This is a genomic window from Modestobacter versicolor, from assembly GCF_041028285.1.
Taxonomy (GTDB): domain Bacteria; phylum Actinomycetota; class Actinomycetes; order Mycobacteriales; family Geodermatophilaceae; genus Modestobacter; species Modestobacter versicolor_A.
The window spans coordinates 373792-390240 of the sequence record NZ_JABGDB010000001.1; the positions used below are offsets into that span (position 1 = coordinate 373792).

General features: G+C 74.4%; 17 protein-coding genes. 5 read left to right on the forward strand and 12 right to left on the reverse strand.

Features of this window, described 5'->3' with window-relative positions; translation table 11 throughout:
• Positions 1 to 12: 12 nt before the first annotated feature.
• The 4 genes from HL054_RS01960 to HL054_RS01975 all read right to left on the reverse strand — a co-directional run bounded on the left by HL054_RS01960 (position 13) and on the right by HL054_RS01975 (position 3563).
• Complete coding sequence (locus tag HL054_RS01960) at positions 13 to 942, reverse strand: MBL fold metallo-hydrolase (protein ID WP_369137004.1); 930 nt, start codon at positions 940 to 942, stop codon at positions 13 to 15.
• Between the two features lie 187 nt (positions 943 to 1129).
• Entirely contained in the window at positions 1130 to 2539 is a 1410-nt protein-coding gene (locus HL054_RS01965; protein WP_369137005.1) for a dihydrolipoyl dehydrogenase family protein, read from the reverse strand.
• Positions 2536 to 3102 (reverse strand): hypothetical protein, encoded by a 567-nt coding sequence (locus HL054_RS01970; protein ID WP_369137006.1) that lies wholly within the window; start codon positions 3100 to 3102, stop codon positions 2536 to 2538. Before HL054_RS01970 ends, HL054_RS01965 begins: the two co-directional genes overlap by 4 nt.
• A gap of 29 nt (positions 3103 to 3131) precedes the next feature.
• Positions 3132 to 3563: an Ohr family peroxiredoxin gene (locus HL054_RS01975; RefSeq protein WP_369137007.1), complete on the reverse strand. Its 432-nt coding sequence runs from the start codon at positions 3561 to 3563 to the stop codon at positions 3132 to 3134.
• Between the two features lie 111 nt (positions 3564 to 3674).
• Here HL054_RS01975 and HL054_RS01980 point away from each other — a divergent pair, with 111 nt between their 5' ends.
• On the forward strand, positions 3675 to 4280 hold the full coding sequence (locus HL054_RS01980) for a TetR/AcrR family transcriptional regulator (protein WP_369137008.1): 606 nt from the start codon (positions 3675 to 3677) through the stop codon (positions 4278 to 4280).
• 21 nt (positions 4281 to 4301) lie between these two features.
• Here the strand turns inward: HL054_RS01980 and HL054_RS01985 are convergent, their stop codons facing one another.
• From HL054_RS01985 to HL054_RS01995, 3 genes are read right to left on the reverse strand one after another with little or no spacing between them, the layout of a single operon-like run.
• Positions 4302 to 4475 carry a hypothetical protein gene (locus tag HL054_RS01985; RefSeq protein WP_369137009.1) on the reverse strand — a complete coding sequence of 58 codons (174 nt, stop codon included), beginning with the start codon at positions 4473 to 4475 and terminating at the stop codon, positions 4302 to 4304.
• Positions 4472 to 5086, reverse strand: coding sequence for a class I SAM-dependent methyltransferase (locus HL054_RS01990; protein WP_369137010.1), 615 nt, complete (start codon positions 5084 to 5086; stop codon positions 4472 to 4474). Before HL054_RS01990 ends, HL054_RS01985 begins: the two co-directional genes overlap by 4 nt.
• A gap of 52 nt (positions 5087 to 5138) precedes the next feature.
• Positions 5139 to 6131 (reverse strand): SDR family oxidoreductase, encoded by a 993-nt coding sequence (locus tag HL054_RS01995; protein ID WP_369137011.1) that lies wholly within the window; start codon positions 6129 to 6131, stop codon positions 5139 to 5141.
• A gap of 210 nt (positions 6132 to 6341) precedes the next feature.
• Between HL054_RS01995 and HL054_RS02000 the strand changes: the two genes are divergently transcribed.
• Together HL054_RS02000 and HL054_RS02005 are read left to right on the forward strand one after the other, a co-directional pair.
• Positions 6342 to 7220: a helix-turn-helix transcriptional regulator gene (locus HL054_RS02000; RefSeq protein ID WP_369137012.1), complete on the forward strand. Its 879-nt coding sequence runs from the start codon at positions 6342 to 6344 to the stop codon at positions 7218 to 7220.
• Positions 7217 to 9394 carry an MMPL family transporter gene (locus HL054_RS02005; RefSeq protein ID WP_369137013.1) on the forward strand — a complete coding sequence of 726 codons (2178 nt, stop codon included), beginning with the start codon at positions 7217 to 7219 and terminating at the stop codon, positions 9392 to 9394. The genes HL054_RS02000 and HL054_RS02005 overlap by 4 nt, the downstream gene beginning before the upstream one ends.
• 90 nt (positions 9395 to 9484) lie before the next feature.
• Here the strand turns inward: HL054_RS02005 and HL054_RS02010 are convergent, their stop codons facing one another.
• The 4 genes from HL054_RS02010 to HL054_RS02025 form a co-directional block, all read right to left on the reverse strand.
• Positions 9485 to 9853 (reverse strand): VOC family protein, encoded by a 369-nt coding sequence (locus HL054_RS02010; RefSeq protein WP_369137014.1) that lies wholly within the window; start codon positions 9851 to 9853, stop codon positions 9485 to 9487.
• 172 nt (positions 9854 to 10025) lie between these two features.
• Entirely contained in the window at positions 10026 to 12287 is a 2262-nt protein-coding gene (katG, locus tag HL054_RS02015; protein WP_369137015.1) for a catalase/peroxidase HPI, read from the reverse strand.
• Positions 12284 to 12760: a Fur family transcriptional regulator gene (locus tag HL054_RS02020; protein WP_369137016.1), complete on the reverse strand. Its 477-nt coding sequence runs from the start codon at positions 12758 to 12760 to the stop codon at positions 12284 to 12286. Before HL054_RS02020 ends, katG begins: the two co-directional genes overlap by 4 nt.
• A 49-nt stretch (positions 12761 to 12809) precedes the next feature.
• A complete protein-coding gene (locus HL054_RS02025) occupies positions 12810 to 13700 on the reverse strand; it encodes a helix-turn-helix domain-containing protein (RefSeq protein ID WP_369137017.1) in 891 nt (296 codons plus the stop codon).
• A 102-nt stretch (positions 13701 to 13802) separates the two neighbouring features.
• On the opposite strand from HL054_RS02025, the gene HL054_RS02030 reads away from it, so the two are divergent.
• Entirely contained in the window at positions 13803 to 14630 is an 828-nt protein-coding gene (locus HL054_RS02030) for an SDR family oxidoreductase (RefSeq protein WP_369137018.1), read from the forward strand.
• 39 nt (positions 14631 to 14669) lie between these two features.
• Here the strand turns inward: HL054_RS02030 and HL054_RS02035 are convergent, their stop codons facing one another.
• Entirely contained in the window at positions 14670 to 15365 is a 696-nt protein-coding gene (locus tag HL054_RS02035) for an SDR family NAD(P)-dependent oxidoreductase (protein WP_369137019.1), read from the reverse strand.
• A 101-nt stretch (positions 15366 to 15466) separates the two neighbouring features.
• Here HL054_RS02035 and HL054_RS02040 point away from each other — a divergent pair, with 101 nt between their 5' ends.
• Positions 15467 to 16294 (forward strand): helix-turn-helix transcriptional regulator, encoded by an 828-nt coding sequence (locus HL054_RS02040; protein ID WP_369137020.1) that lies wholly within the window; start codon positions 15467 to 15469, stop codon positions 16292 to 16294.
• Positions 16295 to 16449: the final 155 nt, after the last annotated feature.

Genomic DNA, 16449 nt, shown 5'->3' on the forward strand with positions numbered 1-16449 from the left:
CCGCGGCGGGCGTCAGGCCGGGGCCCAGACGAACCCCTCGGCGTGCGCGTCCAGCGTGCCCACCGAGGGCAGCGGGAAGTGCCCGGTGCACAGCAGCAGCTGCTCGCGCTGCGCCTCGTTCAGCACGCGGCGCCGGCTGGCCACCGACTGCGCGGGGTCGACGTCCATCAGCATGGTCAGGTCGGGGTGGCGCAGCTGGACCGGGGAGTGGACCAGGTCGCCGGTGACCAGCGCCCCGCGGTCGGTCCCGTCCACCCGGACGACGACGTGCCCCGGCGTGTGCCCGGGCGTGTGCACCAGCCGGACGCCGTCGTCGAGCTGGTGGTCCGCGGCCACCACCTCGGCCTGCCCGGCGGCCAGCACGGGCAGCACGCTGTCGGCGACGACCGCGCTCGGCGTCCCCGCGTGCACCGCCTGCCAGTGCGCCAGCTCGTCGGCGACGAAGAGGTGGCGGGCGTTCGGGAACGTCGGCACCCACCGCCCGCCGGCCAGCGTGGTGTTCCACCCGACGTGGTCGCCGTGCAGGTGGGTGTTGACCACGACGTCGACGTCGGCGGGCGTCAGCCCCAGCCGCGCCAGCCCGCCGGCGTAGCTGGTCAGCTGCAGCCGGTCCCACGGCGGGAGGTGCGGGTAGGACCGGTGGTTGCCCACGCAGGTGTCGACCACCACGGTCAGCCGCGGGGTGCGCACGACGTAGGACTGCACCGCCAGCACGAGCTCGCCGGAGGGGTCCAACGAGCCCTCGGCCAGCGCCGCCGGCCGGACGTCGTCGAGCACCTCGTCGGTCAGCCCCGGGAAGAAGGACTGCGCGTCGAAGATCGGCAGCTGCTGCTCGACCACCCGCTCGACGACGACCCCGCCGAGGTCGATCGCACCGGGGCTCGCCGGGTGGGCGTCCGCCCCGGTCGCGCCGCGGTCGGCCGGGTGGGGAGGTGTGTCCATGCCGGGTGCCCCCGTGCTCGTCGTCGGGACGGGGGCCCAGTCTGACCGCCGGCCCGCACCAGCCGAGGGCCCGGGTGACGGTGACCACCCGGGCGACCATCCCGGGCATCGAGTGGCAGGAGGCGTTCGCTCCTGGCCGAGCGCTTCCCGGACACCCCGGCGGACGGGGCGGTCGCGCGTGGTGACCTCAGGCCGGTCGGCCGTACACCTCCAGCAGGCGCAACCAGATCTCGCTGATCGTCGGGTACGCCGGAACCGCGTGCCAGAGCCGGTCGATCGGCACCTCGCCGACGATCGCGATCGTCGCCGAGTGGAGCAGCTCGGCGACGTCCTGACCCACGAACGTCGCACCGACGACGACGCCGCGGTCCTCGTCGACGACCAGCTTGGCCCGGCCGGTGTAGCCGTCGGCGTGCAGCGAGGCGCCGGCGACCGCACCGAGGTCGTACTCGACGGCCCGCACCGCGAGCCCGGCGTCGCGCGCGCGGGACTCGGAGAGGCCGACGCTGGCGACCTCCGGGTCGGAGAAGACCACGTGCGGCACCGCCACGTGGTCGGCGGTGGCGGCGTGCCGGCCCCACGGCCGGTCGTCCACGGGTGCTCCGCTGAGCCGCGCCGCGATGGCCTCGCCCGCGGCGCGTGCCTGGTACTTGCCCTGGTGGGTCAGCATCGCCCGGCCGTTGACGTCGCCCACGGCGTACAGCCAGTCCGTGCCGTCGACGAGCATCGTCTCGTCGACGGTCAGCCGGGTGGGCAGCCCGATCGTCTCCAGCCCCAGGTCGTCGGTGTTCGGACGACGCCCGGTGGACACCAGCAGCTCCTCGGCCCGCACCTCCGTGCCGTCCGCCAGGGCGACGCTGACGATCCCGTCGGTGCCCCGGGAGACGTGGGTGGGGGTGACGCCCAGCCGCACGTCCACGTCCTCGGCGGCGAGGGCCGCGGCCAGGTGCTCCCCGACGAACGGCTCCTCCTGCTCCAGCAACCGGCCGCGGGACACCACCGTCACCCGCGAGCCGAGGGACGCGAAGGCGAAGGCCAGCTCGATGCCGGCGACCCCGCCGCCGATGACGACCAGCCGCGGGGGCACGTGGTCGGCGGCGGTCGCCTCCCGGGTGCCCCAGGGCGCGGCCTCGGCCAGCCCGGGGATCGCGGGGAGGACCGGGACGGAGCCCGTCGCCAGCGCGACGGCCCGTGCTGAGTAGAGCCGGTCCGCGACCTGCACCGTGCCGGGGCCGGCGAGGCGAGCCCGACCGCGGATCAGCTCGATGTCCGCGGACCCCAGCCAGTCGACCTGGCCGTCGTCGGCCCAGTGTGAGGTGAAGGACGAGCGCCGGGCCAGCACCGCGGCGGCGTCGACGGCGCCGGTCACCGCCTCGCGGGCCCCGGCGAGACGACGCGCCGCCCGGAGCGCGTGGCCGCTGCGCAGCAGTGCCTTCGAGGGCATGCACGCCCAGTACGAGCACTCACCGCCCACGAGCTCGGCCTCGACGACCGCCGTCCGCAGCCCGCGCCTCGTCGCGGAGTCGGCGACGTTCTCACCGACCGGGCCGCCGCCCACGACGATCAGGTCGTGGTCGTACTGCTCGGCGGCGCTCATCGCGCGGCCTGCCGCAGGACGGCGCGCAGCCGCACAGCGGAGACCAGGAAGAAGACGCCGCCGAGGACGGCGTAGCCACCCGCACCGGCCATGCTCGTCGGGTCCTGCGACGACTGCACCAGGAACCCGACGCCGGCCACGACGGAGATGGCGCCGCTCAGGACCTGCGGCAGCTGACCGCCGGAGCTGCGGCGCAGCAGGGCGGTGACGAGCTGGGTGACGCCGGAGGCGGCAGCCCAGGCCCCCCAGATCCCGAGCGCGGTGGCGATGGAGTCGGTCCCGGCCCAGCCGAGGGCGATCGCGACGGCGACGCTGACGACCACGTTGGCCCACTCGGTCACCCGCAGGCCGGGGCTGCGGCCCTCGGAGCGCAGCTGCCAGAGGACGGCAGCCGCGTCGACCAGCGGGTAGACCACGAGCAGGAGGGCCAGCAGTGGTCCGGTGTCGGGCGAGCTGACGAGCAGCACCGCTGCCCAGACGACGGCGAACGCGGCGCGGAGGAGGTAGAGGCGGCGCAGCGTCTCGCTGGACGTCGAGTCGGTGCGCAGGGCGGGCGTGGTCATGGCCGTTCCTCCTGAGGTCGGGGGGAGCGTCACGCGACGGTGGCGGTGATCGAGACGGGCACGTTGCCGCGGGTGGCCGCCGAGTAGGGGCACACCTCGTGGGCGGCGGCGGCGAGGCTCTCCGCGGTGGCGAGGTCGGCGCCGCCGCCGACGTGGACGCGCAGCGCGACGTCCAGGGCGAAGCCCCCGGTCCCGCTCGGGACGATCGAGACCTCGGCGACGACGGTGGAGTCCACCAGCCGCACCCTGCGCTGCGAGGCGACGAGCTTGAGCGCGGAGTGGAAGCACGAGGCCCAGCCGGCCGCGAACAGCTGCTCGGGGTTGGTCGCCCCGCCCCGGCCGCCCATGGACTCGGGCACCGCGAGGGTCACGTCGAGCAGGCCGTCGTCGGTCACCGCGCGGCCTCCCGCGCGGCCGTCGCCGGTGGACGTCGCGACAGCGGTGTACAGGGGGGTGGTCATGGCAGCTCCTCAGTCGGTGTCGATGTAGAGTTACTAGTACGTCTACATGAAAGACCATAGACTCCCGCCAGTGCCGTGACAAGCAGCGGGACCGGAGCGGAGGAGAGCGACATGCAGGCCGACACCGCCGGACCGGCGACGCGGACCACCTCGGGGTCGACAACGCGAGCGCGGATCCTGGCTGCGGCGAACGAGCTGTTCTACGCGCAGGGCATCCGCGCGACGAGCGCGGACCGGGTCATCGAGCAGGTCGGCATCACGAAGGTCACCTTCTACCGGCACTTCCGGACCAAGAACGAGCTCGTCGTCGCGTACCTGGAGGAGCAGGCCGCGGGGGAGCGGGAGTGGATCGAAGGCGTGCGACGTGCCGGTGACCCTGTGGCGGCGCTGCGCGAGCTCGCCGCCGGCATCGGCGCCGCGAGCTGCCGGCCCGGCTTCCGCGGCTGCCCGTTCATCAACGCGGCGGCGGAGTTCCCCGACCCCCAGGACCCGGTCCGGGTCACCGTCGCGGCGCACCGCGCGTGGACGCTCGCTGCCTTCGCCGGGATCGCCGCGGACGCGGGGGTGGACGACGTCGACTCCACCGCCAGGCAGCTGATGCTCCTGCGGGACGGCGCGATGGTGAACGGCTACCTGGCCGACCCGTCGTCGGTGGCGGGGTCCCTCGGCGCCGCGTTCACCTCGATCCTCACGGCAGCCTCCCCGGCGCACCGGTAGCCGGCGCGGTCGCGCGCGACGTCATCGGACCGCTGCACGCGCGACCTGTGCGCCACCCGCCAGCACGCCGAGCCCCAGCGCCAATGACGACGAGGGCAGCACCAGGCCGATCAGCAGCCCGGCCTCCGCCATCAGCAGCACCACGACCAGCACCGTCGCCGCGGCAGGGGGCACGTCGGCCGCCCAGGTGGTCACCCGGTCGGCCTGGGCAGGGTCGCGGTGTACACCACGGCCGGGGGCAGGTTCGGCCACACGGTCGGCGACACGTCGACCCGGCCGAAGAACCGCTGCAGCTCCCGGTGTTGCCGCCGTCCCGGTGGCGCCCACCGGCTCCAGCTGTAGGTGAACTGGGTGTACGCACCCGTCGGGGCGAGGTGGCCGGCGATGGTGGAGACCAGCTCGGTGCCGGCCCGGCCGGCGAACGCCTGCCACGGGAGGCCGCTGACCACCAGGTCGACCGCGGGCAGGCCGCGCTGCGCCAGCGCCCGGGCGAGGCCGGAGGCCGGCCCGCGGAGGAGGTCGATCCCCGGGAACCGGCTGGACAGGTGGTCGGCCATCGCCCCGTTCAGCTCGAGCCCGAGGTACCGCATCCCGGGCACGGCCTCCCGCAGCGCCGCGGTGAAGGACCCGGTGCCCGGTCCCAGCTCCACCACGACCGGCAGGTCCGCCGTCCTCGCCGGACCCAGCAGCGGCGCGATCATGCGCCGCGCCAGGGCCGACGAGCTCGGCACCACCGACGCCGTCCGCAGGGGCGCGCGGACGAACTCCCGGACGAAGACGCGGGTCCCACCGGCAGGCGTGGGCACCGGCGGTCGACCGGTCACGGGGCCGTTGCCTCGCTCTTCCCGCACGCCGCCGTCAGATCCGGTCACGGACGATGTCGAGCACCGGCTGCCCGGCCCCGGCGTCCGCGCCGCCGTGGGGGAACGACACCCCGGCCAGCTGCTCCGACACCTCCCAGATGCGCTGCGCGTCCTCGGTGCTCCGCAGCCGCTGGTAGAGCGCCTGCTCGGCGGGCGACCCGCTCATGTGCTGGAAACGGCGCGGACCGTAGTACCGGCCACCGCCGGCGTCGGGAGAGGTCGCGGCGAGCAGGGCGGGCAGGGCCGCGGTCTCCGGCGTCCCCGCGATGCCCCACCGCGAGAGGCGCCGGATCAGCCGGATCTCGCGCGACTCCCCGGTCCGGCCGATCTCCGGCCGCGGGGCGAGCAGGTTCGTGGGCGCGATCCCGGGGTGCGAGATGTTGCTCGTGATGCCCCAGCCGGCGTCCTGGCTGCGGCGGTCCAGCTCCAGCGCGAACAGGCCGACGGCGATCTTCGACGAGCTGTAGGCGCGCATCGGGTCGTAGGTCCGCTCCCACTGCAGGTCGTCCCAGTGGACCGCGTTGCGGTTCGCGGCGACGCTCAGCTGCGTCGTCACCCGCGCCCGGCCGGCCCGCAGCAACGGCAGCAGCCCGGCGACCAGCGCGACGTGGCCGAGGTGGTTGGTGCCGAACTGCAGCTCGAACCCGTCGGCCGTCGTCCGCCGCTCCGGCGGCGTCATGACGCCGGCGTTGGCCACCAGGACGTCGACCGGCCGGCCCTCGTCGACCAGCGCGCCGGCGAACGCGGCGACCGAGTCGAGCGAGGACAGGTCCAGCTCGTGCAGGGTGATGTCCGCCCGGGGGATGCGCGCCCGGACCTCGGCGGTCGCCGCCTCGCCCTTGCCGCGGTTGCGGACCGGGAGCACCAGGTCGGCCCCGGCGGCCACCAGGCGGCGGGCGATGACCAGGCCGATGCCGTCGCTGCCGCCGGTGAGCACGGCGCGCTTCCCCGACAGGTCGGGGACGGTGATGTCGATCGTGTTCGCCATGGCTGGGCTCCTGAGTTCGAGAGAGTGCGCTGACCGCGCCGTGCCCTCACCCTCGCCGGGTCCTCCCGCCGGTGGCAGGGCCTGCCGATCCCCCCGTCCGGCTGCCCGAGAGGGGGATCGGCAGGCCGTGGCTCCACCTCCGGGGCGTCGGTAGACACAGCACCGCCGAGCCCGACAGGGCCGGTGGACCGCACACCGAGAGGACCGCACATGGCCATCGATCGAGCGGGCTTGGCCGAGTTCCTGAGGGGCCGCCGGGAATCGCTGCAGCCCGAGGACGTCGGCGTCCCCCGCGGGCCGCGCCGCCGGACGGCGGGCCTGCGACGGGAGGAGGTCGCCTCCCTCTGCCACATGTCGGCCGACTACTACACCCGCCTGGAGCGGGAGCGCGGCCCGCAGCCGTCAGCGCAGATGATCGCCTCGATCGCCCAGGGGCTGCACCTGTCCCTCGACGAGCGCGACCACCTGTACCGGCTCGCCGGGCACCAGCCGCCACCGCGCGGGACCAGCAGCGAGCACATCAGCCCCGGCCTGCTGCGGATCTTCGACCGCCTCGGCGACACCCCCGCCGAGATCGTCACCGAGGTCGGCGAGACCCTGCGGCAGACCCCGCCCGGGATCGCACTCGTCGGCGACGCGATGCGGTACACCGGGCCGGCGCGCAGCCGGGGCTACCGCTGGTTCACCGACCCGGCGGCCCGCGCGCTGTACGTGCCGGAGGACCACGCGCACATGTCGCGCACCTACGCCGCCGGGCTCCGCGCCCTGGTCACGATGCGCGGACCCGGCTCGAAGGCGGCACACCTGGCCGATCTCCTCCTGGAGCGCAGCGGGGAGTTCCGTTCCCTCTGGGAGGTGCACGAGGTCGGCATCCACCTCGACGAGGTCAAGCGCTACCAGCACCCGGAGGTCGGCCGGCTGGAGCTGAACTGCCAGACGCTCGTCGACCCGCACCAGGCGCACCGCCTGATGGTCTACACCGCCGCGCCCGGCACGGAGAGCCACGAGAAGCTCCAGGTGCTCGCGGTCATCGGCACCCAGTCCCTCTCCCTCACGCCGTCCGGCGCCGACGTCGGGGGCGGGTCATGACCCGGTTCCTGCACCGCCTCGGCCGCGGCACCGCGGCGCACCCGTGGCGCACGCTCGCGGCCTGGCTGCTCGTCGCCGTCGCGGCCACGTTGACCGCCGGCGCGCTCGGCGGCACGCCCCAGGACGACTTCGACGTCGAGGGCGCTCCCGCGCTCGCCGGCATCGAGTCCCTGCGCGAGCACTTCCCCGGGTCGGGCGCGGCCGGGAGCTCCGCCCAGGTCGTCGTGCACGACCCGGACGGCGACCCGGTGGGCGACACCGACATCGCCGAGCTGACCGCCCGGCTCGGCGAGGTCGACCACGTCACCTCCGTCGCGCCGCCGCGCTTCTCCGCGGACCGGGACACCGCGCTGCTGGCCGTCGTCTTCGACGTGCCGGTCACCCACCCCGACCTGGCGGGTGGCGCCGGCGTCGAGGCGCTGGAGACCGCGGTGACCGGAGCGGGAGAGGCCCTCCAGGTCGAGCTCGGCGGCCAGCTGCCGAACACCTCGCCCGAGGCGGTGCAGGGCACCGGGGAGGTCGTCGGTGTCGTCGTGGCCCTCGTGGTCATGGTCCTGGTGCTGGGCACGGTCGTGGCCGCCGGGCTGCCGCTGCTGGTGGCCCTCGCCGGACTCGGCGTCTCGGCCGCCGGGGTCACCCTGCTCGCTGCCGTGACCGACGTCAGCACCACGGCACCGACCGTCGCGGTGATGGTGGGCCTCGGGGTCGGCATCGACTACGCGCTGCTCCTCGTCTCCCGTCACCTCGAGCACCTGCGCGCCGGCGTGCCGGTCGTCGAGGCCGCGGCGCGGGCGACCGCCACCGCGGGTCGCTCGGTGGTGTTCGCGGCGGCGATCGTGCTGGTGTCGCTGATGGGGCTGCCGCTGGCCGGCGTGCCCATCTACTCCTCCTACGGCTTCGCGACGGGCATCTCGGTGGTGGCCGTCGCCGCGGCCGCCCTGACGCTGGTCCCGGCGTCCTGCGGGCTCCTCGGCCGCCGGCTGCTGCCCCGGCGGGAGCGACGCGGCCTCCCGCCCCGGCGGCCGCGACCGGCGCGGGCTCCCGTGTCCGCGCGGTGGGCGGCCGCCGTGGCCCGCCACCCGGTGCCGTGGGCGCTGGCCGCCTTCGCCCTCATCGGTGGGCTCGCCGCTCCTGCCCTCGACCTGCGGACGTTCCCGCGGGACGTGTCCAACAACGCCGCCGACAGCACGACCCGGCAGGCCTACGACCTCATCGCCGCCGAGTTCGGGGCGGGCGCGAACGGCCCGCTCACCGTGGTGGTCGACCGAGCCGCCGTCGGTGACGCCGGCGTCGCCGCGGCCGCGGACCAGCTGCGGGCCGTCGACGACGTGGTCGCAGTCGCCGGGCCGGTGGTCTCACCCGACGGGCAGGTGGCGGTCTTCGAGGCCCAGCCGGCGTTCGGGCCGGCCGACGAGCGGACCCCCGCGCTCCTGGAGCAGGTCCGCGCCGACCTGGACGGCGTGGAGGTCACCGGCAGCACCGCCATGTTCACCGACATCTCCGTGCTGTTGTCGGACCGGCTGTGGCTGGTCGTCGGCTTCGTCGTCGCGCTGTCGATGGTGCTGCTGGCCGCCATGTTCCGCTCCGTGGTGGTGCCGGTGAAGGCGGCGCTGCTCAACCTGCTGTCCATCGGCGCTGCGTACGGCGTGGTCACCGCGGTGTTCCAGTGGGGCTGGGGCACCGACCTGGTGGGGCTCGACCACCCGATGCCGGTGTCCAGCTGGCTGCCCATCCTGATGTTCGCCATCCTGTTCGGCCTGTCGATGGACTACGAGGTGTTCCTGCTGTCCCGGATCCGGGAGCACTGGCTGCGCAGCGGTGATGCACGAGCCAGCGTCGTGCAGGGCGTGGCCGGGACGGGGCGGGTCATCTCGACCGCCGCCGCCGTCATGGTGGTCGTGTTCCTCGGGTTCGCCACCGAGACCGACCTGGTCGTCCGGCAGCTGGGCCTCGGGATGGCCGTCGCGGTGCTGCTCGACGCCACCGTCGTCCGCATGGTGCTCGTGCCCGCCACGATGACCCTGCTGGGCCGACGCAGCTGGTGGCTGCCCGGCTGGCTCGACCGGCTGCTGCCCAGCATCGACGCCGAGGCGCCGGCCGACGGGCGTGCGGACGGGCCTGGCGCCACGGTGCCCGGCCCCCGGCAGGAGGAGCGCACGGAGGTGCCCGCCTGAGCCGACCAGAGCACGACCCGCCGGGCACACCCGGCGGCCGAGGACCCGGCAGCCGAGGCTGCCGGGTCGTCCGGCGTCCGACCACCGACCTCAGCCGCTGGTGGGGCACTGCAGGTTGATCGGGTTGCCGTCCGGGTCGCGCACGTGGGCCACGCGCATGCCCCACGGCATGTCGGTCGGACCCCCGGTGACCGAGCCACCGTGCGAGCGCACGGGCTCCAGGAGCGCATCGACGTCGGCGACGTCGATGCCCAGCAGGGTGCGGTTGCCGGCGGGTGGCTCGGCTTCCCGGATCAGACCCAGCGCCGAGTCACCGATCCGGACACTCAGGAAGAACGGCGGGTCGCCGGCGTCCTCCGGCGAGGTCCGCTCGACCACCTGCGCGCCCAGCGCGTCGACGTAGAAGTCCCTCAGCCGTTCCGGGTCGGCGGTGAGCAGCATCGGCAGGATCGTGGGCACGGGAACTCCACCGGTTCGGTCGTCTCGCAGCACTGACTCGTGGATGACGCGGAAGTCATCGTCCCGGCGGACGGTCGTCGTCGGGAGGAGGCGCACGCCGCACGGTGGTCCGGCCGGGGACACGCAGACGCCCCGGCCCGCACGAGGCGGACCGGGGCGTCGGCGAGGTGGGTCAGCGCAGGTCGAAGCGGTCCAGCTCCATGACCTTCACCCAGGCGGCGGCGAAGTCCTGGGCGAACTCCTCCTGCATGTCGTCGCCCGAGTAGACCTCGACGATGCCGCGCAGGATGGAGTTGGAGTTGAGCACCAGGTCGACCGCGGTGGCCGTGCGGACGACGTTCCCGTCGGCGTCCAGGCCCTCGTAGACGTCCTCGTCGTCCACCGAGGTGCGCCACTGGACGCCGAGGTCCAGCAGGTTGCGGAAGAAGTCCTGCGACAGGACGCCCGGCCGGTCGGTGAACACGCCGTGCTGCACACCGCCGGTGTTCGCCCCGAGCACCCGCAGGCCGCCGAGGAGCACCACCATCTCCTTCGCGGTCAGCTCGAGCATGTACGCGCGGTCGATCAGCAGCGTCTCCGGCTGGAGCTTGCTGCCCGGCTGCAGGTAGTTGCGGAAGCCGTCGGCCCGCGGCTCGAGCCAGCGGAAGTTCTCGACGTCCGTCTGCTCCTGGCTCGCGTCCGTGCGACCGGGGGAGAACGGCACGGTGAGCTGCACACCGGCGTCGGCCGCGGCCTTCTCCACCGCTGCGGTGCCACCGAGCACGATCAGGTCGGCCAGCGAGACCCGCTTGCCGGTCTGCTGCTCGAAGTCGCTCTTCACCTGCTCCAGCACCGGCAGCACGTCGGTGACGCCCTGGTTGGCGGCCCAGCCGAGCTGCGGCTGCAGGCGGAGCCGCGCGCCGTTGGCCCCACCGCGCTTGTCGGTGCCGCGGTAGGACGCCGCCGCCGACCAGGAGGTGTGCACCAGCTGCGACACGGTCAGCCCCGAGGCGAGCAGGCGCGCCTTGAGGTCGGCGATCTCCGCCTCGCCCACGAGCTCGTGGTCGACGGCCGGCACCGGGTCCTGCCAGATGAGCTCCTCGGCCGGCACGTCCGGGCCGACGTAGCGGCTCTTCGGGCCCATGTCGCGGTGCAGCAGCTTGAACCAGGCGCGGGCGTACTGGTCGGCGAAGTACTCCGGGTCGGCGTAGAACCGCTCGGAGATCTCGCGGAACCCCGGGTCGGCCATGAGGGCCAGGTCGGTGGTCGCCATCATCGGGGCGTTCTTCTTGCCCTCGATGTGCGCGTCCGGCACGAGCTCCTGCGCCTCGGGGTCCTTCGGCTTCCACTGCTTGGCGCCGGCCGGGCTCTCGGTGAGCTCCCAGTCGTAGCTGAACAGCATCTCGAAGTAGGTGTTGTCCCACGTCGTCGGCGTCGGCGTCCAGGCGCCCTCGAGGCCGCTGGTGATGGTGTCGGCGCCTTTGCCGGTGCCGTACTGGCTGACCCAGCCGATGCCGTTGCCGTGCACCGGGCAGCCCTCGGGCTCGGGGCCGACCAGCTCGGGGTTGCCCGCGCCGTGGGTCTTGCCGAAGGTGTGGCCGCCGGCGATCAGCGCGACGGTCTCCTCGTCGTTCATGCCCATCCGGCTGAAGGTGACGCGGATGTCGTGCGCGGACGCCAGCGGGTCCGGCCGGCCCTGCGGGCCCTCCGGGTTGACGTAGATCAGGCCCATGGTGACGGCGGCGAGGTGGCCGTCCTCCAGGTCCAGCGGGGCGTCGTCGGCGTAGCGCTCGTCGCCGAGCCAGGTGTCCTCCGGCCCCCAGAACACCTCACCGGGCTGCCAGGTGTCGGCGCGGCCGAAGGCGAACCCGAAGGTCTTCAGGCCCATGTCGTCGTGCGCGACGTTGCCGGCGAGCACCAGCAGGTCGGCCCAGGAGAGCTTGCGGCCGTACTTCTGCTTGACCGGCAGCAGCAGCCGACGGGCCTTGTCCAGGTTGGCGTTGTCCGGCCAGCTGTTCAGCGGGGCGAAGCGCTGCCCGCCCTCGCCACCGCCACCGCGGCCGTCGGCGATGCGGTAGGTGCCCGCGGCGTGCCAGGACATCCGGATGAAGAGCGGGCCGTAGTGGCCCCAGTCCGCCGGCCACCAGTCCTGCGAGGTGCGCATGACCTCGACGACGTCGCGCTTGACCGCCTCGACGTCCAGCGTGGCCACCGCGGCCTTGTAGTCGAAGTCCACGCCGAGCGGGTCGGAGTCCTTGGAGGTCTTGTTCAGCACCTGGACGTCGACCTGGTTGGGCCACCAGTCGCGGGTGGTGCGGGGGCGCCCGTTGGTGACCGGCTGCGGCGCCTTGATCGCCGGGTTCTCGCTCTCGCTGGTGCTCTCCGACTGGGCCTTGGCGACCTCGGTCTTGTCGTAGTCGGCCGTGCTGACCTGGGACTTGTCGTACTCGGTCACGTGGTGCCTCTCTCTGCGGGACGGTCGGTGGCGGACGGGGTGGCCGGTGCGGTGGCGCAGGAGAGGCACCGGCCCCAGTAGATGACCTCGGCCTCGTCGACGACGAAGCCGGCCGGGGCGTCACCGGACGGCGTCAGGCACGGCGCCGCGCCGGTGGCGCAGTCGACGTCGCTGATCGCGCCGCAGGACCGGCAGACCAGGTGGTGGTGGTTGTCGCCGACCCGCGCCTCGTACCGGGCGACCGAACCCTGCGGCTGGATGCGCCGCACGAGACCGGTGTCGGTGAGCACCCGCAGGACGTCGTAGACCGCCTGGTGCGACACCGCGTCCAGGCGGGTGCGTGCGGCGGTGATGAGGGCGTCGGTGTCCAGGTGGGGGTGGGCGTGGACGGCGTCCAGGACCGCGAGGCGCGGCTGCGTGACCCGCAGGCCGGCGGCGCGCAGGTCGCGTTCGAGGTCCGCGCGGTCGGTCACGAGGAGGATCCTCGCCCGCTTCCTGGACCGGGTCAAGAAACGCCGTGCGTCACTCCGAGCGGGCGGTCGCCGGGTCGGACGCCTGGCCACCACGGTGCCCCGACCGAGGACCGGCCGCAGCAGCCCCGGCGATCGTCGAGAGCAGCGCCAGCGACTCGGCCGACCGGGAACCCGGCTCCGCCTGGTACACCACCAGCACCTGGTCGTCGGCGTCCGCGACGGCGAACTTGTCGTAGCGCAGCTCCAGGTCACCGACCTGCGGGTGCTGCACCCGGTACACGCCCCCGCCGGGATGCCGGCGCACGTCGTGGCGGGCCCAGAGCCGCCGGAACAGGTCGCTGCGCACCGACAGGTCGCCGACCAGCTCGGCCAGCCGCGGATCGTCGACGTCCGGTCCGGCTGCGCTCCGCAGCACGGCGACCAGGTCGGCGGCGGTCGCCTCCAGCTCGGCCGGGGAGCCGGAGGTGCCCGGCTCCAGCAGCACGGTCCGCAGCAGGTTGGTGCCCGGGGTGAACAGCGGCGACAGCGCCACGGCCAACCGGTTGGCCGCCAGCACGTCGAGGTGGCGGCCCTGCACGAATGCGGGCGTGTGGTCCCACGACGCGATCAGCTGGGTGACGCTCGGTCGCACCCGCTCGGCACGGCGCTGCGCGCGCCGGCGGCGGGGTGCCGGGTCCGCCAGGTCGTGCAGGTGCCCGGTCGACGCGCCGTCCAGGCCCAGCGCCCGCGCCACCGCGTCGAGCACCTGCGCCGAAGGACGCCGGTCGCGCCCCTGCTCCAAGCGCGTGTAGTACTCGGTGCTCACCCCGGCCAGCATCGCCAGCTCGTCACGGCGCAGCCCGGGCACGCGGCGGTGGTTGGTCACCGCGATCCCGACGTCCTGCGGGCGCACCTGCTCGCGCCGGGCACGCAGGTACTCACCGAGCAGGTTCTCCGCCACGCCCGAACGGTAGGTCCCCGCGCCACTTCCCTGGCTGTCCCTGCCGGCACCCCCCTCACCGGGGGCCTGGTTGCCGGCGCACCGCCTCCCGACGCTGGGCGCATGACACGAACCTGGCTCGTCACCGGGGTGAGCAGCGGCTTCGGCCGCCAGCTCGCCGAGCAGCTCCTCGCCCGCGGCGACCGCGTCGTCGGCACCGTCCGGCGGTCCGACGCGGTCGCCGACCTCGTCGGCACCCACCCCGGCACCTTCGCCGTCCAGCACCTCGACCTCACCGACACCGACCGCATCCGCCCGGTCGTGGACGACGCGCAGGCCCGCTTCGGCCGGCTCGACGTCGTCGTCAGCAACGCCGGGTACGGGTTGTTCGGCGCGGCCGAGGAGCTCACCGACGAGCAGGTCCGCCACCAGCTCGACACCAACCTGCTCGGCTCCGTCCAGCTCATCCGCGCCGCGCTCCCGCACCTGCGTGCCGCCGGCGGCGGGCGGGTCCTCCAGCTGTCGTCGATGGCCGGCCAGGCCGCGTGGCCGGGCTCCTCGCTGTACAACGCCTCGAAGTGGGGCATCGAGGGCTTCTGCGAGGCACTGGCCCCGGAGGTGGCGCCGTTCGGCATCGGCGTCACCATCGTCGAGCCCGGTGGCGCGCGCACCGACTTCGGCGCCGGCGGACTGCGGTTCGCCGAGCCGCTCGACGCCTACGACGTCTCGCCGGCCGCGGCGGTGCGCGCCTTCCGGGACGGCGGGCCGCCCGGTGTCGTCGGGGACCCGGCCCGGATGGCCGCCGCGATGATCGACAGCGTGGACCGGGACCCCGCGCCGCTCCGGCTCGTGCTCGGCAGTGACTCGTGGGCCGGGATGACCGCGGCACTCGAGGCCCGGCTGGACGCCGTCCGCGCGCAGCGGGACACCGCCGCCGCCACCGACTCGTGACGGGCGCGGGGCGCCCCGGCGGGGGCCGCCCCGCGCAGGTCACCAACCGACGGCGCCGTGCCGGTCGGTGAAGGTGCCGGTCGGGCCGTCCGCGCCGATGGACGCCATCGCGACGATCGCGTCGGTGCCCTCGGTGACGGTCTGCGGGCCGGAGTGGCCGTTGAAGTCGGTCGCCGTGTAGCCCGGGTCGACCGTGTTGACCCGCAGCTCGGGGAGGAACTGGGCGTAGACCGAGGTGATCATGTTGACCGCCGCCTTGCTGGCCGAGTAGCCGAGCGTCGGCAGCGAGTGCTCGATGCGCGACTCGTCGGACCGCACGGTGAACGAGCCGAGCCCGCTGGTCACGTTCACCACCACCGGCGCCGCCGACTCGCGCAGCAGCGGCAGGAACGCGTGCGTCGTCCGGACGACGCCGACCGTGTTCGTGTCCAGGACGGCCAGCACCGACGGCCCGTCGAACTCGTCGACGGCGGCGAACGGCCCGGAGATGCCGGCGTTGTTGACCAGCACGTCCAGCCCGCCGAAGCGCTCGCGCACCTCCTCCGCCGCCGTGGCGACCGAGTCGTCGGAGGTCACGTCGATCGCCACCCATTCCACACCGAGCTCCTCGGCCGCCTGCCGTCCGCGCTCCGCGTCGCGGGCGCCGATGACCACCCGGTGGCCGGCGTCCTTCAGCCGCCGCGCCGTCTCGTAGCCGAGGCTCTTGTTGCCGCCCGTGATCAACGTCGTCGTCATGGACCCGACGATGCCGCGGTCGGAGCGGACGTCGATGGTCCCCTGCGACCGTATGACCGCCAGTACCACCCAGCCCGCCGGCGATGGACGACGATGGGCGCATGGCCGACCGAGGTGACTTCGCAGCGCTGCTGCGCGCGTGGCGGGAGCGGCTGCAGCCCGCCGCGGTGGGGTTCCCCGTCGGGAACCGCCGCACCAGCGGACTCCGGCGGGAGGAGGTCGCGCTGCTGGCCGGCGTCTCGGTCGACTACCTCGTCCGCCTGGAGCAGGGGCGTGCGGAGCGCCCCTCGGCGCAGGTCGTCACCTCGCTGGCCCGGGTGCTGCAGCTCTCCGACCTCGAACGCGACCAGTTGCACCTCGCCGCCGGCCTGCCCGTCCCGCTGCCCAGCGCCGTGCCCACGCACATCCCGGCCAGCGTGCAACGGCTCCTGGCCCGGCTCCCGGACGTCGCGGTCGGCGTCTGGACCGCGCACTGGACGCTGCTCACCGCCAATGCGGCGTGGACCGCGCTGCTCGGGCCGATGCGGCCGGGCTCGAACCTGGTCCTCGCGCAGTTCGCCGGTGCGGCGCCGGAGGTGGTGTGGGACCCCGCGGACCACGAGCGGCACGAGCGGGCGCTGGTGTCCGACCTGCGGACGGCGCTGATCCGCTACCCGGACGACCCGGCCGTCCGGGCGGTGCTCGCCGAGCTGCAGGCGTACCCGCGCTTCGCGCAGCTCTGGGCCGAGGGCACCGTCGTCGAGCACCGGTTCCAGTCGAAGACCTTCGTGCACCCGCTCGTCGGCGAGGTGACCCTCGACTGCGACGTCCTCACCGCGATTGGCACCGACCTCCGCATCGTCGCCTACACCGCGGAGCCGGGCACCGAGGACGCCTCCCGGTTCGACCTGGTCCGCACCCTCGGGCTGGCCGGGGTCGCGCCGGACTAGGGCTCGTCAGCCGGCGGCGGGCGTGGGCTCGGCCGGCTCCGCAGGCTCGCCACCTCGGGGTCGGCCGCGTTTCCGCAGCCCGGAAGAGGTGCTGGCCTCCTCCCGGCCTGGCGGCCCAGGATCAGGGCCACGCAGGCCGGATCGGTCTGCCTCAG